The 24,300-nt window shown below is 66.1% G+C and carries 23 protein-coding genes; 13 read left to right on the top strand and 10 right to left on the bottom strand.

Annotated features, from left to right (window positions below; all coding sequences use genetic code 11):
- Window positions 1–3: 3 nt before the first annotated feature.
- The 4 genes from GRI47_RS13215 to GRI47_RS13230 are packed head-to-tail and all read right to left on the bottom strand — an operon-like array spanning window position 4 to window position 4,389.
- Window positions 4–1,551 (bottom strand): ABC transporter permease/substrate-binding protein, encoded by a 1,548-nt coding sequence (locus GRI47_RS13215; protein WP_160661810.1) that lies wholly within the window; start codon window positions 1,549–1,551, stop codon window positions 4–6.
- Window positions 1,548–2,324, bottom strand: a complete 777-nt coding sequence (locus tag GRI47_RS13220; protein WP_160661811.1) for an ATP-binding cassette domain-containing protein — start codon at window positions 2,322–2,324, stop codon at window positions 1,548–1,550. The genes GRI47_RS13215 and GRI47_RS13220 overlap by 4 nt, the downstream gene beginning before the upstream one ends.
- Window positions 2,321–2,854, bottom strand: a complete 534-nt coding sequence (locus tag GRI47_RS13225) for a DUF995 domain-containing protein (RefSeq protein WP_160661812.1) — start codon at window positions 2,852–2,854, stop codon at window positions 2,321–2,323. The genes GRI47_RS13220 and GRI47_RS13225 overlap by 4 nt, the downstream gene beginning before the upstream one ends.
- The gene (locus GRI47_RS13230) at window positions 2,851–4,389 is read right to left on the bottom strand and encodes a sensor histidine kinase (protein WP_160661813.1); all 1,539 of its coding nucleotides are present in this window, start codon (window positions 4,387–4,389) and stop codon (window positions 2,851–2,853) included. Before GRI47_RS13230 ends, GRI47_RS13225 begins: the two co-directional genes overlap by 4 nt.
- A gap of 132 nt (window positions 4,390–4,521) precedes the next feature.
- Here GRI47_RS13230 and GRI47_RS13235 point away from each other — a divergent pair, with 132 nt between their 5' ends.
- The 5 genes from GRI47_RS13235 (at window position 4,522) to GRI47_RS13255 (ending at window position 9,318) form a co-directional block, all read left to right on the top strand.
- A complete protein-coding gene (locus tag GRI47_RS13235) occupies window positions 4,522–5,691 on the top strand; it encodes an acyl-CoA dehydrogenase family protein (protein ID WP_160661814.1) in 1,170 nt (389 codons plus the stop codon).
- A complete protein-coding gene (locus GRI47_RS13240) occupies window positions 5,688–7,295 on the top strand; it encodes a carboxyl transferase domain-containing protein (protein WP_160661815.1) in 1,608 nt (535 codons plus the stop codon). Before GRI47_RS13235 ends, GRI47_RS13240 begins: the two co-directional genes overlap by 4 nt.
- Window positions 7,296–7,327: 32 nt before the next feature.
- Window positions 7,328–7,969, top strand: a complete 642-nt coding sequence (locus tag GRI47_RS13245) for a lysophospholipid acyltransferase family protein (protein WP_337190698.1) — start codon at window positions 7,328–7,330, stop codon at window positions 7,967–7,969.
- Window positions 7,959–8,552 (top strand): DUF1295 domain-containing protein, encoded by a 594-nt coding sequence (locus tag GRI47_RS13250; protein WP_160661816.1) that lies wholly within the window; start codon window positions 7,959–7,961, stop codon window positions 8,550–8,552. The genes GRI47_RS13245 and GRI47_RS13250 overlap by 11 nt, the downstream gene beginning before the upstream one ends.
- Before the next feature lie 100 nt (window positions 8,553–8,652).
- Entirely contained in the window at window positions 8,653–9,318 is a 666-nt protein-coding gene (locus GRI47_RS13255) for a hypothetical protein (protein WP_160661817.1), read from the top strand.
- A 7-nt stretch (window positions 9,319–9,325) separates the two neighbouring features.
- Here GRI47_RS13255 and GRI47_RS13260 read toward each other — a convergent pair whose 3' ends face one another.
- Together GRI47_RS13260 and gyrB are read right to left on the bottom strand one after the other, a co-directional pair.
- The gene (locus GRI47_RS13260; protein WP_160661818.1) at window positions 9,326–10,057 is read right to left on the bottom strand and encodes a M50 family metallopeptidase; all 732 of its coding nucleotides are present in this window, start codon (window positions 10,055–10,057) and stop codon (window positions 9,326–9,328) included.
- A 65-nt stretch (window positions 10,058–10,122) separates the two neighbouring features.
- Window positions 10,123–12,669: a DNA topoisomerase (ATP-hydrolyzing) subunit B gene (gyrB, locus tag GRI47_RS13265; protein WP_160661819.1), complete on the bottom strand. Its 2,547-nt coding sequence runs from the start codon at window positions 12,667–12,669 to the stop codon at window positions 10,123–10,125.
- 122 nt (window positions 12,670–12,791) lie between these two features.
- On the opposite strand from gyrB, the gene GRI47_RS13270 reads away from it, so the two are divergent.
- From GRI47_RS13270 to GRI47_RS13305, 8 genes are all read left to right on the top strand, one after another.
- On the top strand, window positions 12,792–14,177 hold the full coding sequence (locus GRI47_RS13270; RefSeq protein ID WP_160661902.1) for an L-serine ammonia-lyase: 1,386 nt from the start codon (window positions 12,792–12,794) through the stop codon (window positions 14,175–14,177).
- On the top strand, window positions 14,171–14,872 hold the full coding sequence (locus tag GRI47_RS13275; protein WP_160661820.1) for a ZIP family metal transporter: 702 nt from the start codon (window positions 14,171–14,173) through the stop codon (window positions 14,870–14,872). The genes GRI47_RS13270 and GRI47_RS13275 overlap by 7 nt, the downstream gene beginning before the upstream one ends.
- Before the next feature lie 76 nt (window positions 14,873–14,948).
- Window positions 14,949–16,505 carry a class I adenylate-forming enzyme family protein gene (locus tag GRI47_RS13280; protein ID WP_160661821.1) on the top strand — a complete coding sequence of 519 codons (1,557 nt, stop codon included), beginning with the start codon at window positions 14,949–14,951 and terminating at the stop codon, window positions 16,503–16,505.
- Window positions 16,506–16,894: 389 nt separating this feature from the next.
- Window positions 16,895–18,469: a glutamine-hydrolyzing GMP synthase gene (gene guaA, locus GRI47_RS13285; RefSeq protein WP_160661822.1), complete on the top strand. Its 1,575-nt coding sequence runs from the start codon at window positions 16,895–16,897 to the stop codon at window positions 18,467–18,469.
- Window positions 18,460–18,684 (top strand): hypothetical protein, encoded by a 225-nt coding sequence (locus GRI47_RS13290; RefSeq protein ID WP_202387532.1) that lies wholly within the window; start codon window positions 18,460–18,462, stop codon window positions 18,682–18,684. Before guaA ends, GRI47_RS13290 begins: the two co-directional genes overlap by 10 nt.
- Window positions 18,685–18,746: 62 nt before the next feature.
- Window positions 18,747–19,391 carry an endonuclease III domain-containing protein gene (locus tag GRI47_RS13295; RefSeq protein WP_237452802.1) on the top strand — a complete coding sequence of 215 codons (645 nt, stop codon included), beginning with the start codon at window positions 18,747–18,749 and terminating at the stop codon, window positions 19,389–19,391.
- A gap of 58 nt (window positions 19,392–19,449) precedes the next feature.
- On the top strand, window positions 19,450–20,583 hold the full coding sequence (locus tag GRI47_RS13300; protein ID WP_160661823.1) for an alkene reductase: 1,134 nt from the start codon (window positions 19,450–19,452) through the stop codon (window positions 20,581–20,583).
- 3 nt (window positions 20,584–20,586) lie between these two features.
- Window positions 20,587–21,243, top strand: coding sequence for an endonuclease III domain-containing protein (locus tag GRI47_RS13305; RefSeq protein ID WP_160661824.1), 657 nt, complete (start codon window positions 20,587–20,589; stop codon window positions 21,241–21,243).
- On the opposite strand, the gene GRI47_RS13310 is transcribed toward GRI47_RS13305, so the two are convergent.
- The 4 genes from GRI47_RS13310 to GRI47_RS13325 all read right to left on the bottom strand — a co-directional run bounded on the left by GRI47_RS13310 (window position 21,233) and on the right by GRI47_RS13325 (window position 24,260).
- Complete coding sequence (locus tag GRI47_RS13310) at window positions 21,233–21,784, bottom strand: DUF924 family protein (protein WP_160661825.1); 552 nt, start codon at window positions 21,782–21,784, stop codon at window positions 21,233–21,235. The two genes, GRI47_RS13305 and GRI47_RS13310, sit on opposite strands and share 11 nt — an antisense overlap.
- A 6-nt stretch (window positions 21,785–21,790) precedes the next feature.
- Complete coding sequence (locus tag GRI47_RS13315; RefSeq protein WP_160661826.1) at window positions 21,791–22,195, bottom strand: hypothetical protein; 405 nt, start codon at window positions 22,193–22,195, stop codon at window positions 21,791–21,793.
- Between the two features lie 88 nt (window positions 22,196–22,283).
- Window positions 22,284–23,705: a metalloprotease TldD gene (tldD, locus tag GRI47_RS13320; protein ID WP_160661827.1), complete on the bottom strand. Its 1,422-nt coding sequence runs from the start codon at window positions 23,703–23,705 to the stop codon at window positions 22,284–22,286.
- A 294-nt stretch (window positions 23,706–23,999) separates the two neighbouring features.
- The gene (locus GRI47_RS13325; RefSeq protein WP_160661828.1) at window positions 24,000–24,260 is read right to left on the bottom strand and encodes a zinc-finger domain-containing protein; all 261 of its coding nucleotides are present in this window, start codon (window positions 24,258–24,260) and stop codon (window positions 24,000–24,002) included.
- Between the last annotated feature and the right edge of the window lie 40 nt (window positions 24,261–24,300).

Consider the following 24,300-nt stretch of genomic DNA (forward strand, 5'->3'; position numbering starts at 1 on the left):
CCGTCACAACCCGATCGCGTCCGCCAGCTCCTCGGCGGCCCGATCCGGGGTGCGCTTGTCCTCGGTCCGGTCGACCGCGTAATTCGCCGCCTGCATCCGCGCGACGTCGATCGCACCCAGCAGAGGTTCGAGCGCGGCGCGCAGCCTGTCGTCCCGGCTGGCCTTGGGGCTCAGCACAATCAGCGCGTCATAGCTCGGCAGGGCTTCCTGAGGATCTGCGAGCACGGTCAGGCGATCGGCGGCGATGCGCCCGTCGGAGGTGTAGGCGCTGATGACGTCCGCTTCGCCCGATTGCAGCGCGTCGTACATGAAGGTGGGCGAGAAATTGCGCATCTCGGCAAACCGCAGCCCATAGGCGTCGCGCACCGCGATCCATTCGGGGCGCTCGAAGAATTCGGGATCGCCCCCCACGGTCAGGCGCGGGGCCACGCGCGCGAGATCGGTCAGCGACGCCACACCGAGTTCGCGCGCCCGGTCGCTCCGCATGGCGAAGGCATAGGCGTTCTCGAAACCGAGCCGCCCGAAAATGCGGGCGTCGCTCGTTCGCGCCTTCCAGTCGACGAGTTCGCGATACATCGCCTCGCGCCCCGGATTGTCGTCGCGCCCCAATTCGTTCGCCCAGAGCGTGCCGGTGTAATCGACACTGATGTCGATCGCCCCGCTCGTCACCGCGCGGTGAACGACGGCGGACCCCAGACCGTCGCGATATTCCACGCGATAGCCCGCATCTTCCAGCCTCTGGCCGATCAACCGGGCGAGGATGTATTGTTCGGAAAAGCTCTTGGCTGCGATCACGATCGTGTCGCGCGCCTCGCCGCGCCAGACGGGGGCGAATTGCGCGAACAGGGCCGCGCCCACGCCGAGCGAGACGGTGACCATCCCACCGAGCCAGAGCGCCCGCCTGCGCAGGGCGAAGCCGCGTTCGATCAGGCCGAGCAGCAGGTCCGCGGCGAGCGCCAAGGCGGCGCTCGCGAAACAGCCCGCCAGCACCAGCACCCAGTTCTGCGTCTGCAATCCGGCGAAGATCGGATCGCCGAGGCTCGGCTGGCCGATCGTGGTCGAAAGCGTGGCCGCGCCGATGGTCCACACCGCTGCGGTGCGGATGCCCGCCATCACGAAGGGCGCGGCCAGCGGCGCTTCGACGAGGCGCAATTTCTGCCACGCGCTCATCCCCACCCCGTCCGCCGCTTCCATGATTTCGGGGTCGAGATTGGCCTGCGCGGTCACCGCGTTGCGCAGGATCGGCAGCAAGGCGTAGAGCGCGAGCGCGAGCAGAGCGGGCAGGAAGCCGAGCGTCGGAAGATTCTCGCCGAACACCGCGCGCAGGCTCAGCAGGATCGGGAAGAACAGCGCCAGCAGAGCTAGGGCGGGAATGGTCTGAACGAGGCTTGCAAAGCCCAATGCGGTGCGCGCGACAGTGCGCGAGCGGCTGGCCCAGACCGCCAGCGGCAGCGCGACCGCGATGCCGAGAGCGATCGCGCTCGCCGACAGGACGACATGGGCGGCGAGCTTGTCGCCCAATCCGAACAGGGTCGGCCAGAACCCGCTCATGCCGGACCAGCGCCGGGAAGGGCCGCAAGACGCCGCGCCTGCTCGCGCGGGACCGCGACGAGCCCCTGGGCGATCGAACCGCCCGCGCCTTCCAGCAAGGCCAGCGGCGTCTCATCCGCGACGATCCTGCCGCGATCCATGACCAGCACGCGCTCGGCCAGCAGCAGCGCCTCGGCCATGTCGTGCGTGACCATCACCGTGGTCAGGCCGAGATTGTGGTGGAGCGCCCTGACGCGCTCGCCCAGCGCATCGCGCGTGATCGGATCGAGCGCGCCGAAGGGTTCGTCCATCAAGAGCAGGTTCGGCTCGCCCGCCAGCGCACGTGCCACGCCGACGCGCTGCCGCTGCCCACCTGACAGGGCGTCGGGCATCCTTCGGGCCATCGCGGTATCGAGTTCGACGAGTGCCAGCAATTCGCTGATCCGCGCCTCGCCCAGCCGCTCGCCCGAAAGGCGCGGGCCGATGGCGATGTTTTCGGCGACGCTCATATGCGGGAACAGGCCGATCCCCTGGAAGACGTATCCGATCCGGCGGCGCAGGGCCGCGACCGGCAGGTCCGCCGCATCCTCGCCATGGATCAGGACGCGGCCGGTATCAGGCACGGTCAGGCGATTGACGGTCTTGAGCAGAGTCGATTTGCCCGAACCCGATGCCCCGACAAGCGCGACGAACTGGCCGTTTGGGATCGCAAGCGAGACATCATCGACTGCGCGCAGATCGCCGTAATGGCGGCCGACATGGTCGAAACGGAGGGCGGCTTCGCCCTCGCTCATGCCGGCGCGGACGCCTCCGCAGCAGGGTCTTCCGCTGCCCGATATTCCACCTGTTGCAGGCGCACCCGCTTGCCGCTGCTCGCCTGGACGATCATGCCGCTATCCCCGTCCATGCCGCGCGGGGTCCAGCAGGTGACCGGAGCGGTTTCGTCAGAGGTCTCGTCGGCTTCGGGGGTGAGGCAGAGCCGTCCTTCATCGTCCACCTCCCAGCTACCCGAGTGCCAGGGATCGCCATTGCGGAAATCGCGATAGCGGCCGCCATCGTCGAGATAGGTGGTGTAGCGAGCGCCGTCCGAATCCTCGATGCGCCATGCGGTGCGCGCGAAATCGGTGGGAATATCTTCGCCATTGAGTGCCGGATCGGCGCCTTGCTGTCCGCCGCTCTGGTCGCCCGCCTGCTCGCCCAACGCTGCGCTCTCCGCAGATTGCAGCGCATCATTGGCGGCGGCCTCGTTCTCGGGCGTGTCCGGCGAACAGGCGACCGTGAGGGCCAGCACCGCGACCGCCAGGAAACCGCGCCCCGCGCTCATGCTTCCAGCTTCTCGCATGGCAGCAGCAGTTCCACCTCGAGCGAATCCTCGGTAATGCGGCGCGTGAACTTGCCCGTCAGCTGGCCTTCGACAGCCGTGCGCAGCAGCCGCGAGCCGAAGCCTTCCCCCGCTTCGTCCCCGCGAGCCTCCGCGTCTTCGGCACTGTCCTGCGGATTGAGGCCGGTTTCACGCCAGGTGACCGCGACATCGGCGCCGCGATCGATGATTTCCACCCTGAGCTGGCCGTTGGAATGCGACAGCGCCCCGTATTTGGCGGAATTCGTCGCCAGCTCGTGGAAGATCAGGGCAAGCGGGGTCGCCGCCTTCTCGCCGATCGGGCAGCCGCATCCGCTGATCGCGATGCGATCTCCGCCGATCCTGCCATAGGGCGTCAGCAATTCGGTGATGAGCCCGTTCAGCGAGCTTTCGGTCCGCCCGGCGAAGGGGCGGACGAAATCGTGTGCCTTGCCCAACGTGCGGATCGTGCCGGACAATTCCTTGACCAGTTCCTCGGCGCCGGGATGCTTGCGCCCCTGGAGCGAGATCAGCCCGTTGATGACGGCGAAGATGTTCTTGATCCGGTGCGACAGCTCCCGCGCGAGCAGGTCGCGCGAATCCGAAACGGTCTGCAGATCGTCGATATCGACGGCTGCGCCGAACCATGTCTCCGGCTCCTCGTCACCCATCACGAAGGGCCAGGCGCGCAGGATCATCCAGCGATAGACCCCGTCCTTGCGCTTCAGCCGCGCCTTGGCTTCCCAGCGTTGCTTGTCGTCGCGCGAGGCCTTGCGCGCCGCGCTCAGCTCTTCGGCATCGTCGGGATGCACCAGTCTGTCGAAATCGAACTCGGAAAGGTCATCGGCACCGACGAAGTCGTAGAGCGCGGGATTGGCGTATTCGACCACGCCTTCCGTGTTCGCGGCCCAGGCATAGACGGGCAAGTTTTCCGCAAGCTGGCGCGTTCGCAGCTCGCTGACCTCGATCTTGTTTTCGGCATAGGCCGCATCGCGTTCCGAAGTGAGCCTGCGCATGACCGCGCGGCTCAGAACCTCCAGCCCTTCGCGCTGCAATGCGTTCAGCCCTTCCGGCCGGGCCTCGCGATCGATGACGCACAGCGCGCCCAGGGGCACCCCTTCGCTGGAGACGAGGGGATGGCCTGCGTAGAAACGAATGCCGTTTTCGCCCGCCACCAGTTCCATCTCGGCGAATCGCTCGTCCGCGCTGGCATCGGGGACGACCATCGGGCCCCGGCCGGACATCGCATGGGAGCACAGGCTGGTGGAGCGAGGCGTCTCCTCCTTCGCGAGACCCTTGCGCGCCACGAAACGCTGGCGGTGTTCCTCGACCAGCGTGACCAGAGCCACGGGCACGTCGCACAGGCGCGCGGCGAATTCCACGATCTGGGTCAGTTCGCGATCGTCCTGCACCGCATCCGCGCCATAGGCGGCGATCACGCGGCTGCGCAGCCCCTCGTCGGTGAGCGAGGGATCGGCGGCCCGGTGCGCGGGCCAGAGGGGATAGCGGCTGAGCTTCATCGTGGGTGCACGACTTAGACTAAGGGCGTGACTTCGCAAGGGGTTTGCCCGCCATGCGCGGCTCGGCTATCGGCTCCGACCAAACAAGGGCGGTGCACCCGCCGCCAGAGAGACCTTGCGTCAGGAGAGACCATGCGCGCCACCCCCGATTTCGATTTCCAGCTCGGCGAAAGCGGCGAGATGATCCGCGACACCGTCGCGCGCTTCGCCGACGAACAGATCGCGCCGCTGGCCGAAAAGGTCGACCGCGAGGACTGGTTTCCGCGCGAGGAGCTGTGGACCGCGATGGGCGAACTGGGCCTGCACGGAATCACGGTGAAAGAGGAAGATGGCGGATTAGGCCTCGGCTATCTCGAACATGTCATTGCGGTGGAGGAAGTCAGCCGGGCGAGCGCGTCCGTCGGATTGAGCTATGGCGCGCATTCCAATCTCTGCATCAACCAGATCGCGCGCTGGGGCAATGAAGAGCAGAAGGCGAAATACCTGCCCAAGCTGATCAGCGGCGAAAATGTCGGATCGCTCGCGATGAGCGAGGCGAGCGCGGGGTCGGACGTCGTCTCGATGAAGATGAAGGCCGAGAAGGTCGACGGGGGCTACGTGCTCAACGGCACCAAGTTCTGGATCACCAACGCACCCTATGCCGATACTTTGGTCGTCTATGGCAAGACCAATCCCGATGCGGGCAGCCGGGGCATCACCACCTTCCTGATCGAAAAGCACTTCGAAGGCTTCTCGATCGGGCAGAAGATCGAAAAGGTCGGAATGCGCGGCTCGCCGACGAGCGAACTCGTGTTCGATGATTGCTTCGTTCCCGACGCAAACGTGATGGGCCCGGAAAACGGCGGCGTCGGCGTGTTGATGAGCGGGCTGGATTACGAGCGCGTCGTGCTCGCCGGATTGCAATTGGGCGTGATGCAGGCGTGTCTCGACACGGTGATCCCGTATCTGCGCGAACGCACCCAGTTCGGAAAGCCGCTCGGATCGTTCCAGCTGATGCAGGCCAAGGTCGCGGACATGTACGTCGCCCTCCAGTCGGCGCGCGCCTACACATATGCCGTCGCCAAGAATTGCGACGCCGAAAAGACCACGCGCTTCGATGCGGCAGGCGCGATCCTGCTGGCGAGCGAGAATGCCTTCCGCGTGGCCGCCGAAAGCGTCCAAGCGCTGGGCGGCGCGGGCTATACGCTCGACTGGCCGGTCGAACGCTATATGCGCGATGCCAAGTTGCTCGACATCGGCGCGGGCACGAACGAGATCAGGCGGATGCTGATCGGGCGCGAACTGATCGGAGCGGCGGGATGACCGCACCCACTCTCAACACCAAGCTCGACCGCGAGGCGCCCGATGCCACGGCGCGGTTCGATCACAATCGCGCGCTCGCCGAAGATCTGCGCGCGAAGGTCGCCGAGGCGGCGCTGGGCGGGTCCGAGCGGCATCGCGAGCGGCATGTCTCGCGCGGCAAGCTGCTTCCGCGCGAGCGGGTGGAACGGCTGCTCGATCCCGGCTCGCCCTTCCTCGAAATCGGGCAGTTGGCCGCGAACGGGATGTATGAGGGCGATGTGTCCGGCGCCTCGATGATTTGCGGGATCGGGCGCGTTTCCGGTCGGCAGGTGATGATCGTCTGCAACGATCCGACGGTCAAAGGCGGCAGCTATTACCCGATGACGGTCAAGAAGCATCTCCGCGCGCAGGAGATTGCCGAACAGAACCGCCTGCCCTGCATCTATCTCGTCGACAGCGGCGGCGCGAACCTGCCCTATCAGGCCGAGGTCTTTCCCGACCGCGACCATTTCGGGCGCATCTTCTTCAACCAGGCGAATATGTCGGCGCTCGGCATTCCGCAGATCGCCTGCGTCATGGGATCGTGCACGGCGGGCGGGGCCTATGTGCCCGCGATGAGCGACGAGACCGTGATCGTGCGCGAACAGGGCACCATCTTCCTCGCCGGGCCGCCTCTGGTGAAAGCCGCGACCGGCGAGGAAATCAGCGCCGAGGATCTGGGCGGCGGGGACCTCCACGCGAAAAAGAGCGGCGTGGTCGATCACCTTGCCGAAAACGACGAGCACGCGCTCACCATCGTGCGCGATATCGTGTCCCATCTCGGCGCGAATACCGCTGCGGCAAAGGATGTGACGCTGAAGGAGCCGCGCCCGCCCAAATTCGATGCCGAGGATCTCTATGCCCTGATCCCCGAAGACGTGCGCGCACCCTACGATGTGCACGAAGTCATCGCGCGGCTGGTGGACGGCAGCGAATTCCACGAATTCAAGGCGCAATACGGCTCCACGCTGGTCTGCGGCTTCGCGCATATATGGGGGATGCCGGTCGCGATCCTCGCCAATAACGGCGTGCTGTTCAGCGAGAGCGCGCAGAAGGGCGCGCATTTTATCGAGCTGGCCTGCCAGCGGCGCATCCCCCTGCTGTTCCTTCAGAATATCAGCGGCTTCATGGTCGGCGGCAAATACGAGGCGGAAGGCATCGCCAAGCACGGTGCCAAGCTCGTCACCGCGGTCGCCACCGCCACCGTGCCGAAACTGACCGTCGTGATCGGCGGATCGTTCGGCGCGGGCAATTACGGCATGTGCGGCCGCGCCTATTCCCCGCGTTTCCTCTTCACCTGGCCCAATGCCCGCATCTCGGTGATGGGCGGCGAACAGGCGGCGAGCGTGCTGGCCACCGTCCACCGCGATGCCGATAGCTGGTCTGACGAGGAGGCGGAGGCGTTCAAGGCGCCGATCCGCCAGAAATACGAGGATGAGGGCAATCCCTATTACGCCACCGCCCGCCTGTGGGATGATGGCGTGATCGACCCCGCCCAGACTCGCGACGTCCTCGGCCTAGCGCTCGCCGCCAGCCTCGAAGCCCCGATCGCCGACCGCCCGGCCTTCGGCGTGTTCAGGATGTAGGCGCGGATGGACCGCAACGCCGGGCCGCCTTTGTGACCCGCAAACCCTCGCTCCTTTCCCGGCTTGTCTGGCGCATTCTTCTTGGTCTTTATCGCTGGAAGGGCTGGCGGTTCGAAGGGGCGATGCCGGATGTGCGCAAATGCGTCATCCTCGGGGCGCCGCATACCTCGAACTGGGATTTCGTCTTCGTGCTCGGCGCGGCGCACAGGATCGGGATACCACCCGGCTTCATCGGCAAGCATACGCTGTTCAAATGGCCGATGGGCGGCTTCATGCGCGATATGGGCGGGATTTCGATCGACCGGCGCAAGCGCGACGCGAATTACGTCCAGCAGATCGCCGATGCCTTCGACCGGGCCGAGGAACTGGCGCTGGTGATCGCGCCCGAAGGGTCGCGCAGCGGATCGGGTGAATGGAAGAGCGGCTTCTACCATATCGCGATGGCGGCAAAGGTCCCGATCATCCCCGCCTGGGTCGATCACGAAAGAATGCGCGGCGGCATTGGCGAGCCGTTATGGCCGAGCGGCGATTATCGCGCCGACCTTGCAAAACTGGCAGCATTCTACAGAGAGAAGCGGCCCGACTGCGCACGATTCGTCGCTCTGGAAGCGACCACGCGCACGGTCGGCGAACTGACGGCCGGAACCGGTGGGGGTGGGGCAGATGATAGTTGAATCCGTGGCTGCGAATGCGGCGATCCTGTTCGGGCTGGCGCTGATCCTCGGCGTGTTCGCGCCGCGGATCGCGAGCGGGAAGCTGGCCTGGGGCGCCGGGATCGTCGTGCTGACCCTGGCGAGCTGGCTCCAGCTGGCCGCGCCCGCGCCGCTCGCGAACCAGATCGGCGGGATGGGAGTGGCCTGGGGCCTGTGGGTCATGGTCTCGTCCCGCCTCGCAAGCCGGGCATCCGCCGCGTCCGACTTCACCGCATCGCGCGCGGATCTGCCCATGGTGCAGGCGGTTCTGCGCGTCTTGGGAGGCGCTCTGCTCCTGTTCCTCGTCGCCAGCCCGATCCAGTACGGCGTGCTCCAGGCTTCCTCGGTCGAGCCGGTCAGCGGGCTCTCGCTCGTCGGGCTGGGCGTCTATGTGCTCGGTTTCCTCTTGGACGCGCTGCGTGTCCGCAAAGCCGGTGCCCGCTGGGGCATGGCGCTGGTCTGGTGGGGACTGTGGATCGCCGCCGCCAGCGCCGGCTGGTGGGTGGTCGCGTGGACCGTGATCGGCCCCATTCTGGCGACCTGGCTGGCCCTGCGCCGCCGCTGATTGGTAAGGGTCAAGCGGGGATGGCGGAACGCTGCGCCCCGATCGCGCGTATTGCTCCCAGGCGCGGATAGGCGGACCGCCCCGCGCGAGGAGAAATGCCATGCAGGAAGCCCAGCTGATCCAGCTGCTCGTCGTGATCGCCGTGGTGATCGCGCTGTTCGCCGTGGTCTGGTTCGTGATGCGCCGCCGCAAGACCGCGCATCTGCGCGACAAGTTCGGCGAGGAATATGACCGCACCGTCGACAGCACCGGCGGGCGTAGCAGCGCCGAACGCAATCTCGAGGAGCGCGAGCGGCGGGTGGCCGAATTCGATATCCGGCCTCTCACCCCGGCGGAGCGTGACCGCTTTGGCGACGAGTGGCGCGAAGTGAAGATGCTGTTCGTCGACAGTCCGCCCGAAGCGGTGCTGCGCGCGGACCGCCTGCTCGGCACGATGATGGAAGCGCGCGGGTTTCCGGTCGGCGATTTCGACCGCCGTTACGAGGATCTGACGGTCGATCACGGTGCCGTGGCGAAGCATTATCGCGACGCGCACGACATCGCCGAAAAGCGCGGGGACGCGACCACCGAGGAAATGCGCCGCGCGATCAATCACTACGAAAAGCTGTTCGAGGAATTGGTGAGCGAGACCGGTGAAGCCGACTCAACCGATGGGTTCGTTCCCGGCGTCCGGCTGGACGATGCGGGCGACCATGACGGCACAAGTTTCGGGGACGCCGATACGGTCAGCATGACATCCAACGGCCGTCCCGTCCGCCCCGACTGAGCGCTTATCAGCGGGTTCGTCCGTCGCGGTTGAGCGCGCGTTTCAGGCTCGCGCCGATCGCGAGGGCGGAGAGAATGGTGATGAGGCCCGCCCAGATCCAGTGCGGCAGGATTAGCGCCGCCTCGATCGCGCCGGTGTCGGACAGGACGCGTCGGCCTCCGATGACGGCGCTCTCGGTGAAGAGATAATTCCAGTCCCGCAACATGCTGAGCGCGGCGAGGATGCCGAGGAATTGCAGGGCGAAGCGTTCGAGATCGGGCCGATTACTGCGCGCGATCACTATCAGGATCAGCGCGACGAGCGGCAGCACCACCACGCCCACCGGGCTGCGCACCCAGATCAGCGTCGACAGGATCAGGGCGACGGCGAGCGCATACAGCGCCGGTCGCCAGCTCCGCCTGCGGCCCGATGCGAGAATGAGCAGCGATCCGACCAGCGTCGGCCCCAGCGGTCCGGCGGCGGCGACGAAAGCGCGCTTTAACGGGCTTGCATCGATCGGAGACAGGCTTTCCGCAAAGCCCGATCCATCGGGAAAGATCACCAGCCGCTGGAAATCCCACCCGACCAGCAGCGCGGCCAGCCCATGCGCCATCTCGTGGAACCACGTCGTCAGGATGACGAAGGGGTAGAGCAGGAAAGTCCCGAACGGCAGCAGGGGCAGGAACAGGACGAGCGCGCCCGCCAGCATCAACCGCCCGACCTGTTCGGCCTGCGATCCGGGCGCGATCGGGTTCTTCACATCGCGATCAGACGTCGAGATTCGCGACGTTCAAAGCCCAAAGCGGTTCTCGATGGCTGACAGGGTCAGACATCGAGGTTCGCGACATTGAGAGCATTGTCCTGAATGAATTCGCGGCGCGGTTCGACCACGTCGCCCATCAGGCGGGTGAAGATCTCGTCGGTGACGTCCGCATCCTCGACCTTGACCTGCAGAAGCGCGCGATTGTCCGGGTCGAGCGTAGTCTCCCACAGCTGCTCCGCGTTCATTTCGCCCAGCCCCTTATAGCGCTGGATCTTCTGCCCCTTGCGGCCCGCGGTCAGCACCGCTTCCAGCAATTGCGTCGGCAGGATGATCGCGCCTTCCTCTGCGACCGACACGGTTTCGATTTCGTCGTTCTCTTGTGCTTCGGTCTCGGCGGTTTCCTCGGCCCCCTTCACCAGGCGCACCGGCGCGGTATAGACCTCGGCCTGCTCGCCCGCCACGCGGTGGAGCTTGCGCGCTTCCGCGCTGTCGAGGAACTTGCCTTCGATCTCGTGCACGTCGGTCACGCCGCGCCACAGGCGATGGAAGCGCACCGTGCCGTTATCGAGCCGGTCGGCGGACCAGTCGGCTTCAGGATCGCCCAATTGGAGATGCGCAGCGGCGCGGCTGAGCGCTTCGCTGCGATCGGACAATTCGGGATCGAGCGCGCCTGCCAGCGCCATCGCCTCGATCAGGTCGGTATCGTATTTGCGCGGCACGAAGCCGAGCAGGTTCCGCATCCTGAGGCCATGCGCCACCAGTTCGGACAATTCGCCCGCCCCGCGCGTGCCGCCCGCCGTCTCCAGCACCCGACCTTGCAGGCCCTGTTCGGTCAGATACCGATCATAGGCGGCCTGATCCTTCAGATAGACTTCCGACTTGCCGCGCGTCACCTTGTAGAGCGGCGGCTGCGCGATGAAGAGGTGCCCGGCTTTCACGATCTCGGGCATCTGGCGGTGGAAGAAGGTCAGCAGCAGGGTGCGGATATGCGCGCCGTCGACATCGGCGTCGGTCATGATGACGATCTTGTGATAGCGCAATTTGTCGAGCGTGAATTCGTCGCGCAGGCCCGTGCCCATCGCCTGGATCAGCGTGCCGACCTCCTTCGACGAGATGATCCGGTCGAACCGCGCGCGTTCGACATTCAGGATCTTGCCCTTCAGCGGCAGGATAGCCTGCGTTTTGCGATCACGACCCTGCTTGGCCGAGCCGCCCGCCGAATCACCCTCGACCAGGAAGAGTTCGCAATTCGCCGGATCGCGATCCTGACAGTCGGCGAGCTTGCCGGGAAGCGAGGCGACGCTCATCGCGCCCTTGCGGCTCATCTCGCGGGCACGGCGCGCGGCCTCGCGCGCGGCGGCGGCGTCGATGATCTTCTGGATGATCGCCTTGGCGTCGTTCGGATTTTCCTCCAGCCATTCGCCCATCTTCTCGCCCATCAGCGATTCCAAAGGCTGGCGGACTTCGGAGGAGACCAGCTTGTCCTTGGTCTGCGATCCGAACTTGGGATCGGGCAGCTTGACGCTGACGATGGCCGTCAGCCCCTCGCGCATATCCTCGCCCGAAAGGCTGACCTTCTCCTTCTTCATCAGGCCCGAGGCGGTCGCGTAATTGTTGAGCGTTCGCGTCAGCGCGGCGCGGAAGGCGGCGAGGTGGGTGCCGCCGTCGCGCTGGGGGATGTTGTTGGTGAAGGTGAGGACGTTCTCGTAATAGCTGTCGTTCCACTGCAGCGCGACGTCGATCCCGATCCCGTCCTTTTCGGCGGACACGGCGATGGGGTCCGCGATCAGCGGCTGCTTGTTGCGGTCGAGATATCTGACGAAGGCCGCGATCCCGCCTTCATAGAACAGGTCGTGCTCCAGCGGTTCCTCGTGCCGCTTGTCGCGCAATTTGATGCGCACGCCCGAATTCAGGAAGGCCAGCTCGCGATAGCGGTGTTCCAACTTGTCGAAATCGAATTCGATGACGTTCTTGAACGTGTCCTCGCTCGCCTTGAAGGTCACGCGCGTGCCTTTCTTGAGGCCGTTGTCGTCGCCATTCGATTCGACCGGCGGGGCATCGCCCACGATGCGCAGGGCTTCGACCGCATCGCCATGCTCGAAGCGCATCCAGTGTTCCTTGCCGTCGCGCCAGATGACGAGTTCGAGCCATTCCGACAGCGCGTTGACCACCGAGACGCCGACGCCGTGGAGGCCGCCCGACACCTTGTAGGCGTTGTCGTCGCTGGTGTTCTCGAACTTGCCGCCCGCATGGAGCTGGGTCATGATGACCTCGGCGGCGGAAACGCCTTCTTCCTTGTGCATGTCGACCGGAATGCCGCGGCCGTTATCCTCGACGCTGACCGATCCGTCCGCGTTCAGCTCGATCAGGACGAGATCGCAATGACCCGCCAGCGCCTCGTCGATCGCGTTGTCCGACACCTCGAACACCATGTGGTGGAGGCCCGATCCGTCGTCGGTATCGCCGATATACATGCCGGGGCGCTTGCGCACCGCATCGAGGCCTTTCAGGACCTTGATGGAATCGGCGCCGTATTCGCCGTTGCGTTTCGCGGAATTGGGGCTTGCTGTCGCGCCGTTTTCCGGCGTCGCTGGGATGTTCTCGTCCATGGCGAGTATATAGGCGCACGCAGCGCCTTTGACAAAGTTTCACGGGCCTTTTCCCCATCTTGCCGCACCAAGGACGGGATCGCTTGACCGGGCGCGTCCGCGCGGCCACGTGCCGCTACGGTATGCTGTCCATTCTCGACATCTTTCGCATCGGCATCGGCCCCTCCAGTTCGCACACGGTAGGCCCGATGCGGATCGCGGTGCGCTTCGTGCGCGCGCTGAACAAGGCGGGCGCGCTGGAGCGGACGGCAAGGATGGCGGTCGAGCTGCAAGGTTCGCTGGCGCTGACCGGGGTGGGGCACGGCACGGTCGATGCGACGATTCTCGGCCTCGCCGGGTTCCGCCCCGATCGCACCGATCCCGACGATGCCGCCAAGGCGCTGGCACGGATACAGGAAACCGGGCGGCTCGAATTGTCGGGCCAGCACGCAATCGCCTTCGACAAGGCGCGCGATATCGACCTGGCCGGGCACATCATTCCCGATCTCCACCCCAACGGGATGCATCTCGTCGCCCGCGATGGGGAGGGCAGTGTCCTGCTCGAGCGGACCTATTATTCGACCGGGGGCGGTTTCGTGGCGAGCGCGGCCCAGCTCGCGCGCAAGCCCAAGGACGATCGCGTCCGCACCGGATCGCCCGTGCCCCACCCTTTCGGATCGGCGGCGGAATTGCTGGCGCTCTGCGAGGGGCACGCCCTGTCGATCGCCGACCTCGTCCTCGCCAACGAGGACGCGATGCGCCCGCGCGACGAGACCATGGCGGGGCTCGATCGGATTTCCGAGGCGATGGATGGGTGTATCGATCGCGGCCTGTCGCAGCGCGGCATCCTGCCCGGTGGCCTCAAGGTGCGCCGCCGCGCGCCCGATCTTTGGGACAAACTCTCCGCCCAGCCCCAGTCGAACGAGCGCGAATCCCTGTTCGACTGGCTCAATTGCTACGCCATGGCGGTGAACGAGGAAAATGCCGCCGGGGGCCGCGTCGTCACCGCGCCCACGAATGGCGCGGCGGGGATCATCCCGGCGGTGATGCGCTTCTATTGCAAGACCGCCGACGAGGAGGACTGCAAGGAAAGCCGCCGCACCTTCCTGCTGACCTCGGGCGCGATCGGCCTGCTCTACAAACAGCGCGCCAGCATTTCGGGCGCGGAAATGGGCTGTCAGGGCGAGGTCGGCGTGGCCTGCTCGATGGCGGCGGGCGGATTGGCGGCTCTGTGGGGCGGCAATCCCGAACAGGTCGCCAGCGCGGCGGAAATCGGGATGGAGCACAATCTGGGGCTGACCTGCGACCCGGTGGGCGGGTTGGTGCAGGTGCCCTGTATCGAGCGAAACGCGATCGGCGCGGTCAAGGCGGTCAATGCTGCGCGGCTCGCGCTCCATCGCACGGCGGCGGAAAGCTGCGTGACGCTCGACCAGGTGATCGAGACCATGCGCCAGACCGGGCTCGACATGTCGACCAAATACAAGGAGACCAGCCAGGGCGGGCTGGCGGTGAACGTCATCGAATGCTGATGCTGTTTGCCGTGGTGCTGGTGGTCTCGGGTGCGCTGGTCGCCGGGGCCGCATGGGGCATCTACGGCAGGCTGCCCGACCGGCTGGAAGGCTTCCTCGTGGCGCTGGCCGGAGGGGCGCTGCTGCTGTCGGTCACGACCGAGCTGATCCAACCCTCGATCGACAAGAGCAGCGTGTTCCACGCCATGCTCGGCGTGGCGGCTGGCGCGATCGTGTTCTGCGGGCTCGATTATCTGATCGACGAGAAATGGGGTTCGAATTCGGGCGGCGGCCTGCTCGCGGCGATCACGCTCGACGGGATACCGGAAAATCTGGCGCTCGGCGTGGCGCTGATCGGGGCGGGAGGACTGGAGGTGGCGGCGCTGGCCGGATCGATCCTGCTATCGAACCTTCCCGAAGCGGCGGGCGGCGCGCGCAGCATGGCGAGCGGCGGGCGATCGAAAGCGCAGGTCATGCTGCTGTGGGCCGGGACTGCCGGCTTGCTTTCGGCAGCGGCGATCGCGGGCAATCTCCTGCTGGCCGGGGTTGGCGAGGGAACGCTGGCCATAATCCGCTGCTTCGCCGCAGGCGCCGTGGTCGCCAGCCTCGCCACCGAAGTCTTCCCCAAGGCCTACAGGGACGATCACTATCTGAGCGGGATCGCGACCGCGCTCGGCGTGATCCTCGCCTTCGTGCTCGGCGATCTCGGCGGCTGATCGCTCTCGACACCACTCTCGACCCAACTCTCGACCCAACTCTCGACATTGCGCGCGGCGCATCTAGGGTGGCGCGATGGACGCCAGCGACATCGCCGACCGCCTCGCCGAACCCTATGGCGATTTCTCCGCAACGCTTGCCGCCTGGGCCGAGGCGCAACCCGACGCGATCGCCCTGCGCGACGAAACGGGCGCCCTGACATGGGCCGAGATGGCCGACCGGATCGAGCGGATCGCGGCCCGGCTGGTCGAGGACGGGCTAGAGCGCGGGCAGGCGGTCGCGATCCTCGGCGCCTCCTCCATCCCCTATGCGTTGGTCTTCCTCGCCGCGGTGCGCGCAGGCGGCGTCGCCGCGCCGCTCACCACCAGCGCCAGCGCCGATCAGCTGAAGGAAATGGCGCGCGATTCGGGGGCGGATCATATCTTTATCGCCCGCGCGAAACTGACCGAAATGGGCGAGGATTGTTTCTCCCGCCTCACCAAGATCGTCCTCGACGAGGAAATTGACGCATGGATGGCCCCCGCCGGAACCCGCGCGCCCGATTTCACGCCCGAGCGTGGCGATCCCTTCAACATCATCTATTCCAGCGGCACCACCGGCACGCCCAAGGGCATCGTCCATTCCCACGGCATGCGCTGGACCCAGTTCGCCGCGCCCGCCGCCAGCCCGGTCGACAAGGGAATGCCGGTGCGCGCGCTCGCCTCGACCCCGCTCTATTCCAACACCACCATGCGCGCCTTCCTCGCGCCGCTGCTGGCCGGTGGCAGCGTGCGGATCATGGGCAAGTTCGATGCGGCGCGCTGGCTCGATCACGCCCAGGCGGACCGGACCACGCTGACCATGCTGGTGCCGGTCCAGTACCAGCGGCTGATGGATGCGGACGAACTCGACGATGCGGATCTGTCCGCCCTGCGGCTCAAATTCTGCACCTCGGCCCCCTTCTCCCCGGCGCTCAAACACGAGGTGCTGGCGCGGATGCCGGGCGCGCTGGTGGAGATCTATTCGATGACCGAGGGCGGGGTCGTATGCCTGCTGCCCGCCCATGAATTTCCCGACAAGCTGCACACGGTCGGCCGCCCCGCGCTGGGCAGCGAGCTCAAGGTGCTCAACGACGAGGATCGCGAAGTGCCGCCGGGCGCGGCAGGCCATCTGGTGGGCCGCAGCGGCACGATGATGAACGGCTACCACAATCGCCCCGAGCAGACGCGCGAGGGGTACTGGACCGACCCGGAAACGGGCGACGTCTGGCAGAGGATGGGCGATATCGGGCGCGTCGACGAAGACGGGTTCGTCGAATTGGTGGGCCGTGCGAAGGACATGATCATCTCGGGCGGGTTCAACATCTATCCGGTCGATCTCGAAACCGAGCTGGAAAAGGAAGCCGGCGTGGCGGAGGCTGCCGTCATCGGCGTGCCCTCGCGCAAATGGGGGGAGACGCCGGTGGGCTTCGTGCGGCTGACGAGAGAGGGCGCGAGCACCGATATGATTCTCGCCGCCGTCAACGCCCGCCTCGGCAAGACGCAGCGGCTGGCACAGTTGCACGCAATCGAACAGATGCCGCGCAGCCATATCGGCAAATTGCTGAAGACCGATCTGCGCGAAGAAGCCGAACGGCGTGGTCTCCCCGACTGAAAGAAGGGGCGGCGGGCTTTCGAGACGCGGCGCCGATAGGGTAGGGGGGGGGAGAGGTTTCGGCGGCCGCGTCTCTACTCGCTGCCTAGCGCCTTGCAGGGCCGGTCGGGCATCAGGGGGAGAGGAGCGCTCCGACCGTGAATGCCCCGCAAGGGAGGGCCAGGATGCCGTCGGCGCGATGCACCGGAAGCGGCATTTCCTGCGTCGACCGATGCGGTGGGAGGACCGGATCGGCGTCTGAGGCCCGAAATAATGTTGCGGCGCGGCGAACGAAAGTGAGAAAACGCCAAGCTGGGTTGCGTTTTACGCAACGGTAAAAGGTCGGCATCTCTGCTCCGCTCGCCAGCCGCTCTGGACCGGCCATCGCCTTGGCGGTAACGGCTCCGCGCATGGACAAAGAGCATCTCCCCGACTCCATCCTCATCGTCGATTTCGGCAGTCAGGTCACCCAGCTGATCGCGCGCCGGGTGCGCGAGGCGGGGGTCTATTCCGAAATCGCGCCCTATACGATGGCCGAGGAAGCGTTCCAGCGGATGCGGCCCAAGGGCATCATCCTGTCGGGATCGCCCGCCAGCGTGCCCGAGGATGGGAGCCCGCGCGCACCGCAATGCCTCTTCGACAGCGGCCTGCCGATCCTCGGCATCTGCTATGGCCAGCAGGTGATGACGCACCAATTGGGCGGCGAGGTCCGGCCCGGCCATGAAACGGGAGAAGGCGGCGAATTCGGCCGCGCCTTTCTGACCGTCACCAAACCCTGCGCCCTGTTCGACGGGTTGTGGGAAGTCGGCGAGCGGCACCAGGTCTGGATGAGCCATGGCGACAAGGTCACGCGCTTTGCCGACGGGTTCGAGATCGTCGCCACCAGCGACGGCGCGCCCTTCGCCGTGATCGCGGACGAGGCGCGCAAATATTACGGCGTCCAGTTCCATCCCGAAGTCGTCCACACGCCCGATGGCGCGAAGCTGATCGCCAATTTCGCGCGCCATGTCTGCGGCATGGCGGGCGACTGGACGATGGCTGAATTCCGCGCCACCAAGATCGCCGAAATCCGCGAACAGGTGGGGGACGGCAAGGTCATCTGCGGCCTGTCGGGCGGGGTCGATAGCGCCGTCGCCGCGGTGCTGATCCACGAAGCGATCGGCGACCAGCTGACCTGCGTCTTCGTCGACCACGGCCTGATGCGGATGAACGAGGCCGAACAGGTCGTCACCCTGTTCCGCGATCATTACAACATCCCTCTCGTCCATGTGGACGCGGAGGAGTTGTTCCTCTCCGGCCTCGCGGGCCAGACCGACCCGGAGAAAAAGCGCAAATTCATCGGCGGCGCCTTCATCGACCTGTTCGAGGCGGAGGCGAAGAAGATCGGCGGCGCGGATTTCCTTGCGCAGGGGACGCTTTACCCCGACGTCATCGAAAGCGTCAGCTTCACCGGCGGCCCTTCGGTCACGATCAAGTCGCACCACAATGTCGGCGGCCTGCCCGAGCGGATGAACATGAAGCTGGTCGAACCCTTGCGCGAATTGTTCAAGGACGAGGTGCGCGAACTGGGCCGAGAGCTGGGCCTGCCCGAGATCTTCGTCGGCCGCCATCCCTTCCCCGGCCCCGGCCTCGCCATCCGCATTCCTGGCGAGGTGACCAAGGAACGCTGCGACATCCTGAGGAAGGCCGACGCGATCTATCTCGACGAGATCCGCAAGGCCGGGCTCTACGACGCGATCTGGCAGGCCTTCGCCGTCCTGCTCCCGGTCAGGACCGTGGGCGTGATGGGCGACCACCGCACCTATGACAGCGTCTGCGCCCTGCGCGCGGTGACCAGCACGGACGGGATGACGGCGGACGTCTACCCCTTCGACGCCGGTTTCCTCACCCAATGCGCGACCCGGATCGTCAACGAGGTGAAGGGCATCAACCGGGTCACCTACGACTACACCTCGAAACCGCCGGGCACGATCGAATGGGAGTGACGCCTCCCACCTCGCTCTGCATCCCGGTCGCCATGCCGGAGGATCTCTGCGCCATCGACGACGAGTTGAAGGCGATCTATCACGGGCCCGACAGCGTCTGCGTGTGGGTGTTCGAAACCCGCGAAGACCGTAACCGCTTCGTCGAGGAAACGGCTGGCATGAAAAAGGCCGAGCGGGAGGCGGTGTTCGAAGCGCGTTTCCGAGGCCAGCCCTGACAGGCGAACTCCCTCTCGGTGCCGACTCTCGCACCGAGACGCTGCGCCGCCTCCAGGCGCTATTGATCCAGCGCTTCGGGCGGATCGAGCGGGCGGCGGCGGCGTGGCGCGCGCCGGAATGGGTGCTGGTGCAGGGCGTGATCGGCGCGCGGACGAAATCGCCGGTCTCGAACGCCGCGACCGACCGCCTGCTGACGCGCTACGCTTCGTGGGAAAAGGTGGCCGAGGCCCCGCTCGATGACTTGCGGGCCGAACTCTCGACGCAGACCTATCCCAATATCGCGGCGGAGCGCCTTAAGGCTAGCCTCACCGCGCTGATCGAACGGCGTGGCGCGGTCGACCTGTCGCATCTCGCGGATATGAAAACCGGCGAGGCGATGGACTGGCTCGAACGCCTGCCGGGCATCGGGCGCAAGATCGCGGCGGGGGTCATGAATGCCAGCACGCTCGACCGGCGGGCGATCGTGCTAGATTCGCACCATACCCGCATCCTGCAGCGCATGGGCCTCGTGCCGCCCAAGGCGAGCACCGCGCGGGCTTTCGATGCGATCATGCCCGCCATGCCGGACGAGTGGTCAGGCGCCGATTTCGACGAGCATCACCTGCTGATGAAGAAGCTCGGCCAGACATGGTGCAGGCCCAGCGCGCCCCGATGCGAGGATTGCCCCGCCGCCTCGCTCTGCGCGACGGGGCAGGCCCGGACCTGAGCGCCGGAACGCTCTGGGCGATCCCGCCGTTGGGAGGCTGACGAACAACGGAGTTCCCATGCCCAGCAATGCCCCCCTTTTCGACCCTGTGAATGTCGGCGCCTTCGAAGCGCCGAACCGCATCGTGATGGCGCCGCTCACCCGCAGCCGGTCCGAAGCGAAGACCAACGAGCAGACCGGCCTCCACGCGCTCTATTACGCGCAGCGCGCAGGTGCGGGTCTGATCGTGAGCGAAGCCACCCAGATCAGCCAGCAGGGTCAGGGCTATGCCTGGACGCCGGGCATCTTCACCGATGGCCAGGTCGAAAGCTGGAAGGTGGTGACCGACGCGGTGCACGAGGCGGGCGGACGGATATTCTGCCAATTATGGCATGTCGGCGCGATCAGCCATTCGGTGTTCCAGCCCGATCATGGCCAGCCCGTCTCCGCCACCGCATGGACGCCCGAGGGCGAGGCTTTCGTGGGCGATCGCCACGAGGATGGGCCGCAGGTCCCCTTCGAGGAGGCGCGTGCCCTGCGCACCGACGAAATCCCCGGCCTGATCGAGGATTACCGCCACGCCGCCCGCTGCGCCGCCAAGGCGGGGTTCGACGGGGTGGAGGTGCACTGCGCCAACAATTACCTGATCGACCAGTTCATCCGCTCCGAAACCAATAACCGCGACGACGAGTATGGCGGCAGCCTCGACAATCGCCTGCGCCTGATGCGCGAAGTGGTCGCGGCAGTGTGCGAGGAATTGCCCGCAGACCGCGTGGGCGTGCGCCTGTCGCCGCAGGGCGGCCCCGGCGGGACCGAGGATGCGAACCCGGACGAGACCTATCCCGCCGCCGCGAAGGCGCTGGCCGGAAGAGGGCTCGCCTATCTCCACGTCATCCGCCCCAATTCGCATACCGGCGAGGGCAAGGACCAGAGCGGCGACAAAATCCTCCATACGATGCGCGACGCCTTCGACGGGACGTTCATCGCCAACGGGAATTTCGAGCCTGCCGAAGCCGCCGAATGGATCGAGAAAGGCCATGCCGATGCGGTCGCCTTCGGGCGCCTGTTCCTCGCCAATCCCGACCTGCCCGAGCGGATCGCGCAGGATGGACCCTATAACGAACCCGACGAAAGCACCTTCTATGGCGGCGGGGCCGAGGGGTACACGGATTATCCGAGCCTCAAGCAGGTCGACGATCCGATCCCGGCCTGAGACATGCTGAGCGATGAGGCGGTCGAGCGCGTCTACCGCATCCTTGCGCGTGAGATGCCGGGGCGCACGCCGGACGCGAAGGGGCCCAAGGGGCAGCCCGACGCGTTCCGGTCGTGCGTCTCGTGTATGCTTTCGGCCCAGTCGCTCGATCGCAACACCGCCAAGGCGAGCCGGGCGCTGTTCGCTCTGGCCACGACGCCGGAAAAGATGCTCGAGCTGGACGATCGCGCCATCGCCGCCGCGATCAAGCCGTGCGGGCTCTACAACAACAAGACCCGCTCGATCCGCAAATTCTGCGAGGCTCTACTGGCGGAGCATGGCGGCGTGGTGCCCGACACACGCGAAGGGTTGATGAGCCTGCCCGGCATCGGCCGCAAATGCGCCGATATCGTGATGAGCTTCACTTTCGGAAAGGACGTGATCGCGGTCGACACGCATGTGCACCGGGTCTGCAACCGGATCGGCCTGACCGATGCGAAGACGGCGGACCGGACCGCGCAGCAATTGGAGGAGCGGACGCCCGAATGGGCGCTGCGCGACGGGCATTTCTGGCTGATCCAGTTCGGGAAGCGCGTCTGCACCGCACGGGCGCCCAAGTGCCCGACCTGCCCGGTCAACGGGTGTTGCGAATTCTACGCGGCGACGCGCTCTACCAGCTGAACCCGTTTGCGACGGCGCGCTTTTCCGCCTCGGAGCTTTTCCGCCCCAATGTGTCGTTGCGATGCGGGAAGCGACCGAAGCGCGCGATCATGCGGTGATGGCTGCGCGCGAAACCCAGCGATCCGGGTGCGTGGCGCGCGAAGAGGCGCAGGCTCAAGTCCTGATCCGCTATCGCTTCGCTATGCATCAGCGGCATGAGGACGAATTGCTTCTGAGGGCGCGACAACCCGGTCAGCCAGTCGCGGTCGAGGACACCATGCGTCAACGCCAGCGCCAACCCGTCCCAAGCGAATGCCTGCGCGCTGTCGCGGTAGAGGTTGCGGGGGACCTGATCGAAGAGAAGGATGGCTGCACGCGCGGTCTTGCGGTCGGTCAAAAATTCATCGGGCGGTCTGTCGCCCATCGCATGAAGCGTATCTTCGAAACGCCGCCTCAGGAGCGCATCGACACGCTCACCCCCGCCGAACCAGTCCGCGGGGCCGAGGCGTTCGAACCAGACATGCAATAATTCGCGCGCCCAGGGCTGCACCGCAGCCGCCATCGCCGGTCAGTCGGTCCCGACGCGGCGATAGGGAACGAAGTCGGTCAGAAAGATATTGCCGGTGTAGAAACCGTTGAACCGGTCGCGCGTGCTGACCTGGTCAAGGCGGCAGAGGCGGCTGCCACTTCCGAATTTGCGAATCACCAGAACGTCGTCATTGTCGAGCGTCTGGGGTGCCCGCGTGCGGTTCACGTACACCGTATCGCCACTGCGATAGACGATCGCAGTGTCGTCGATCACGGTCAGGGGACGGCTGTTGAAAGTGTTGATGCAGCTCTGCGGTTCGCCTGCGACCCGGCCGTCGATCATTTCGGCCAGCTTCTCTTCGCCGGACTTGCGTTCGGCGGATGCGGGCGATGCGACGAGGGTGATTGCGGCAGCGGCGGTGGCGAGCGAGGAAAGACGGGGCATGATCGGTTCTCCTATGGAAGCGATGTATATCACAAAACATCTGAACCCGGGCTGAGTTTCCTCATCGAAGGGCTTCGCTTGGCAGGCGTCACCCCGTTCCGCCCACCGTCAGGCGGTCGATCAGCAGTGTCGGCTGGCCCACGCCAGCAGGCACGCTCTGCCCGCCTTTGCCGCATATGCCGACGCCTTCGTCCAGCGTCATGTCGTTGCCGATGCCCGATACGCGGGTGAGGACGCTCGGCCCGTCGCCGATCAGCGTCGCACCCTTGATCGGGGCGACCACCTTGCCGTTCTCGACCTTGTAGGCTTCGGTGCAGGCGAACACGAATTTGCCGCTGACGATATCGACCTGCCCGCCGCCGAAGCTGGTGGCGTAGATGCCTTCCTTCACGCGGGAGAGCAGCTCTGCGGGATCGTCCTCGCCGCTGCGCATGAAGGTGTTGGTCATGCGCGGCATGGGCGCGTGTTCATAGCTTTGGCGGCGGCCGTTTCCGGTCGGCTCCACGCCCATCAGGCGGGCGTTCAGCCGGTCCTGCATATAGCCCTTCAGGATACCGTCCTCGATCAGCACGGTCTCGCGCGTCGGCGTGCCCTCGTCGTCGATCGAGAGCGAGCCGCGCCGCTCGGCGATGCTGCCATCGTCCACCACGGTGACGCCGGGCGCGGCGACCCGCTCGCCGATGCGGCCCGAAAAGGCGCTGGTGCCCTTGCGGTTGAAATCGCCTTCGAGGCCGTGGCCGACCGCCTCGTGTAGCAGCACGCCCGGCCAGCCGGGGCCGAGCAGCACCGTGGTCTCGCCCGCAGGCGCCGCCACGCTTTCGAGATTGACGAGCGCCTGGCGCACCGCCTCGTCCACGCCGCGCATCCACTGTCCTTCATCGAACAGGCGATCGTAGAGATAGCGTCCGCCCATTCCGAAACTGCCGCTTTCGCGCCGTCCGTTGGCTTCGGCGACGATCCCGATATTGAGCCGCACCAGCGGGCGGATATCGCGCGCGGTAAAGCCATCGGGGCGCAGGATGTCCACGACGCTCCAGCTCGCCAGCAGGCTTGCGCTGACCTGCGCGACGCGCGGGTCCTTCACGCGGGCGACCGCGTCGATCTTTTCGAGGAGCGCGACCTTTTCGGCAAAAGGCACGAGGTCGAGCGGGCACAGATCGGTGTAGAGGTGGCGATTGGTGCGCTCGGGCGGGACGATGCCCGTCTGCCGGCCCGGATCGAGCACTTGCAGCGTCTCGCCCGCCCGCGCGATCGCTTTGTGGCTGATCTCGTTGGCATGGGCGAAGCCGGTGGTCTCCCCCGAAACCCCGCGCAGGCCGAAACCCGAATCGCGGCTGTAATCGGCTGTCTTCAACCGTCCGTCATCGAAGGCAAAGGCTTCGGAAGCGAGGAACTGGAGATAAAGCTCCCCATCGTCGCAGGCGCCCAGCAGATCCGATGTCAGGCGCAGCGCCGCGTCGGGATCGATCTGGCGATAGAGAAGCGCGTGCGGGTCGGTTGTGGTCGTCATCCCGACTGGATAGGAAGTCCGCGCCGCCGCGTCACCTGTCGTGTCGGAATCGTGTCGGCCGCGACACGCTCGTCCTTGCGACCCGGCCTCGAGCCGGGGAAGCTTCCATACGTCGCGCAGTGGATTGCCGCGTCGCCTTCGCGTGCTCGCAATGACGAAGTATCGGAGCGAGGTCCGTTCTCGGCAGTGCCCTGCGTGACCCGCCGCTCAAGCCGCCCTTTCCTCGTCATTGCGAGCGAAGCGAGGCAATCCAGGGCGACTCAGCCTTGGGCTCCCCGCACTGACGCAAACGCCTCAGCGATGCCCCGGATCGGCGCCTTCGGAAATATCCCTGAGGCTCGCCGGATCGACCCCGTCCGCCGGGCCGCCGATCATGACGAAGCGCCGGTCGCAATAGCCGCAATCGACATAGCCGTGCTCGTCGATCTCGAGATAGACCTTGGGATGGCCGAGCGCCGCCGGGCGGTAGTTCGGGCCGCCGCGAATGTCGCTGGCGCCGTCGCACCAGACGCGCTTGGTTTCGACTTTCACGATCTCGGGGGGCGCGGTGTTCATGGTGACTGCCGATAAATGCTCGCCTCCCCGTGCGCAAGGT

Origin of the sequence: Qipengyuania pelagi (genome assembly GCF_009827295.1) — a bacterium.
Classification (GTDB): domain Bacteria; phylum Pseudomonadota; class Alphaproteobacteria; order Sphingomonadales; family Sphingomonadaceae; genus Qipengyuania; species Qipengyuania pelagi.

Bases quoted from the DNA above. Each gene is read 5' to 3' on its own strand.
- GRI47_RS13300 (WP_160661823.1), top strand. From the start codon at position 19,450: ATGCCCAGCAATGCCCCCCTTTTCGACCCTGTGAATGTCGGCGCCTTC.
- GRI47_RS13255 (WP_160661817.1), top strand. From the start codon at position 8,653: ATGCAGGAAGCCCAGCTGATCCAGCTGCTCGTCGTGATCGCCGTGGTG.
- GRI47_RS13235 (WP_160661814.1), top strand. From the start codon at position 4,522: ATGCGCGCCACCCCCGATTTCGATTTCCAGCTCGGCGAAAGCGGCGAG.
- GRI47_RS13325 (WP_160661828.1), bottom strand. From the start codon at position 24,260: ATGAACACCGCGCCCCCCGAGATCGTGAAAGTCGAAACCAAGCGCGTC.
- gyrB (WP_160661819.1), bottom strand. From the start codon at position 12,669: ATGGACGAGAACATCCCAGCGACGCCGGAAAACGGCGCGACAGCAAGC.
- GRI47_RS13290 (WP_202387532.1), top strand. From the start codon at position 18,460: ATGGGAGTGACGCCTCCCACCTCGCTCTGCATCCCGGTCGCCATGCCG.
- GRI47_RS13220 (WP_160661811.1), bottom strand. From the start codon at position 2,324: ATGAGCGAGGGCGAAGCCGCCCTCCGTTTCGACCATGTCGGCCGCCAT.
- GRI47_RS13230 (WP_160661813.1), bottom strand. From the start codon at position 4,389: ATGAAGCTCAGCCGCTATCCCCTCTGGCCCGCGCACCGGGCCGCCGAT.
- GRI47_RS13215 (WP_160661810.1), bottom strand. From the start codon at position 1,551: ATGAGCGGGTTCTGGCCGACCCTGTTCGGATTGGGCGACAAGCTCGCC.
- GRI47_RS13270 (WP_160661902.1), top strand. From the start codon at position 12,792: ATGCTGTCCATTCTCGACATCTTTCGCATCGGCATCGGCCCCTCCAGT.
- GRI47_RS13250 (WP_160661816.1), top strand. From the start codon at position 7,959: ATGATAGTTGAATCCGTGGCTGCGAATGCGGCGATCCTGTTCGGGCTG.
- GRI47_RS13275 (WP_160661820.1), top strand. From the start codon at position 14,171: ATGCTGATGCTGTTTGCCGTGGTGCTGGTGGTCTCGGGTGCGCTGGTC.
- GRI47_RS13310 (WP_160661825.1), bottom strand. From the start codon at position 21,784: ATGGCGGCTGCGGTGCAGCCCTGGGCGCGCGAATTATTGCATGTCTGG.
- GRI47_RS13305 (WP_160661824.1), top strand. From the start codon at position 20,587: ATGCTGAGCGATGAGGCGGTCGAGCGCGTCTACCGCATCCTTGCGCGT.
- GRI47_RS13280 (WP_160661821.1), top strand. From the start codon at position 14,949: ATGGACGCCAGCGACATCGCCGACCGCCTCGCCGAACCCTATGGCGAT.
- GRI47_RS13315 (WP_160661826.1), bottom strand. From the start codon at position 22,195: ATGCCCCGTCTTTCCTCGCTCGCCACCGCCGCTGCCGCAATCACCCTC.
- GRI47_RS13240 (WP_160661815.1), top strand. From the start codon at position 5,688: ATGACCGCACCCACTCTCAACACCAAGCTCGACCGCGAGGCGCCCGAT.
- guaA (WP_160661822.1), top strand. From the start codon at position 16,895: ATGGACAAAGAGCATCTCCCCGACTCCATCCTCATCGTCGATTTCGGC.
- GRI47_RS13225 (WP_160661812.1), bottom strand. From the start codon at position 2,854: ATGAGCGCGGGGCGCGGTTTCCTGGCGGTCGCGGTGCTGGCCCTCACG.
- tldD (WP_160661827.1), bottom strand. From the start codon at position 23,705: ATGACGACCACAACCGACCCGCACGCGCTTCTCTATCGCCAGATCGAT.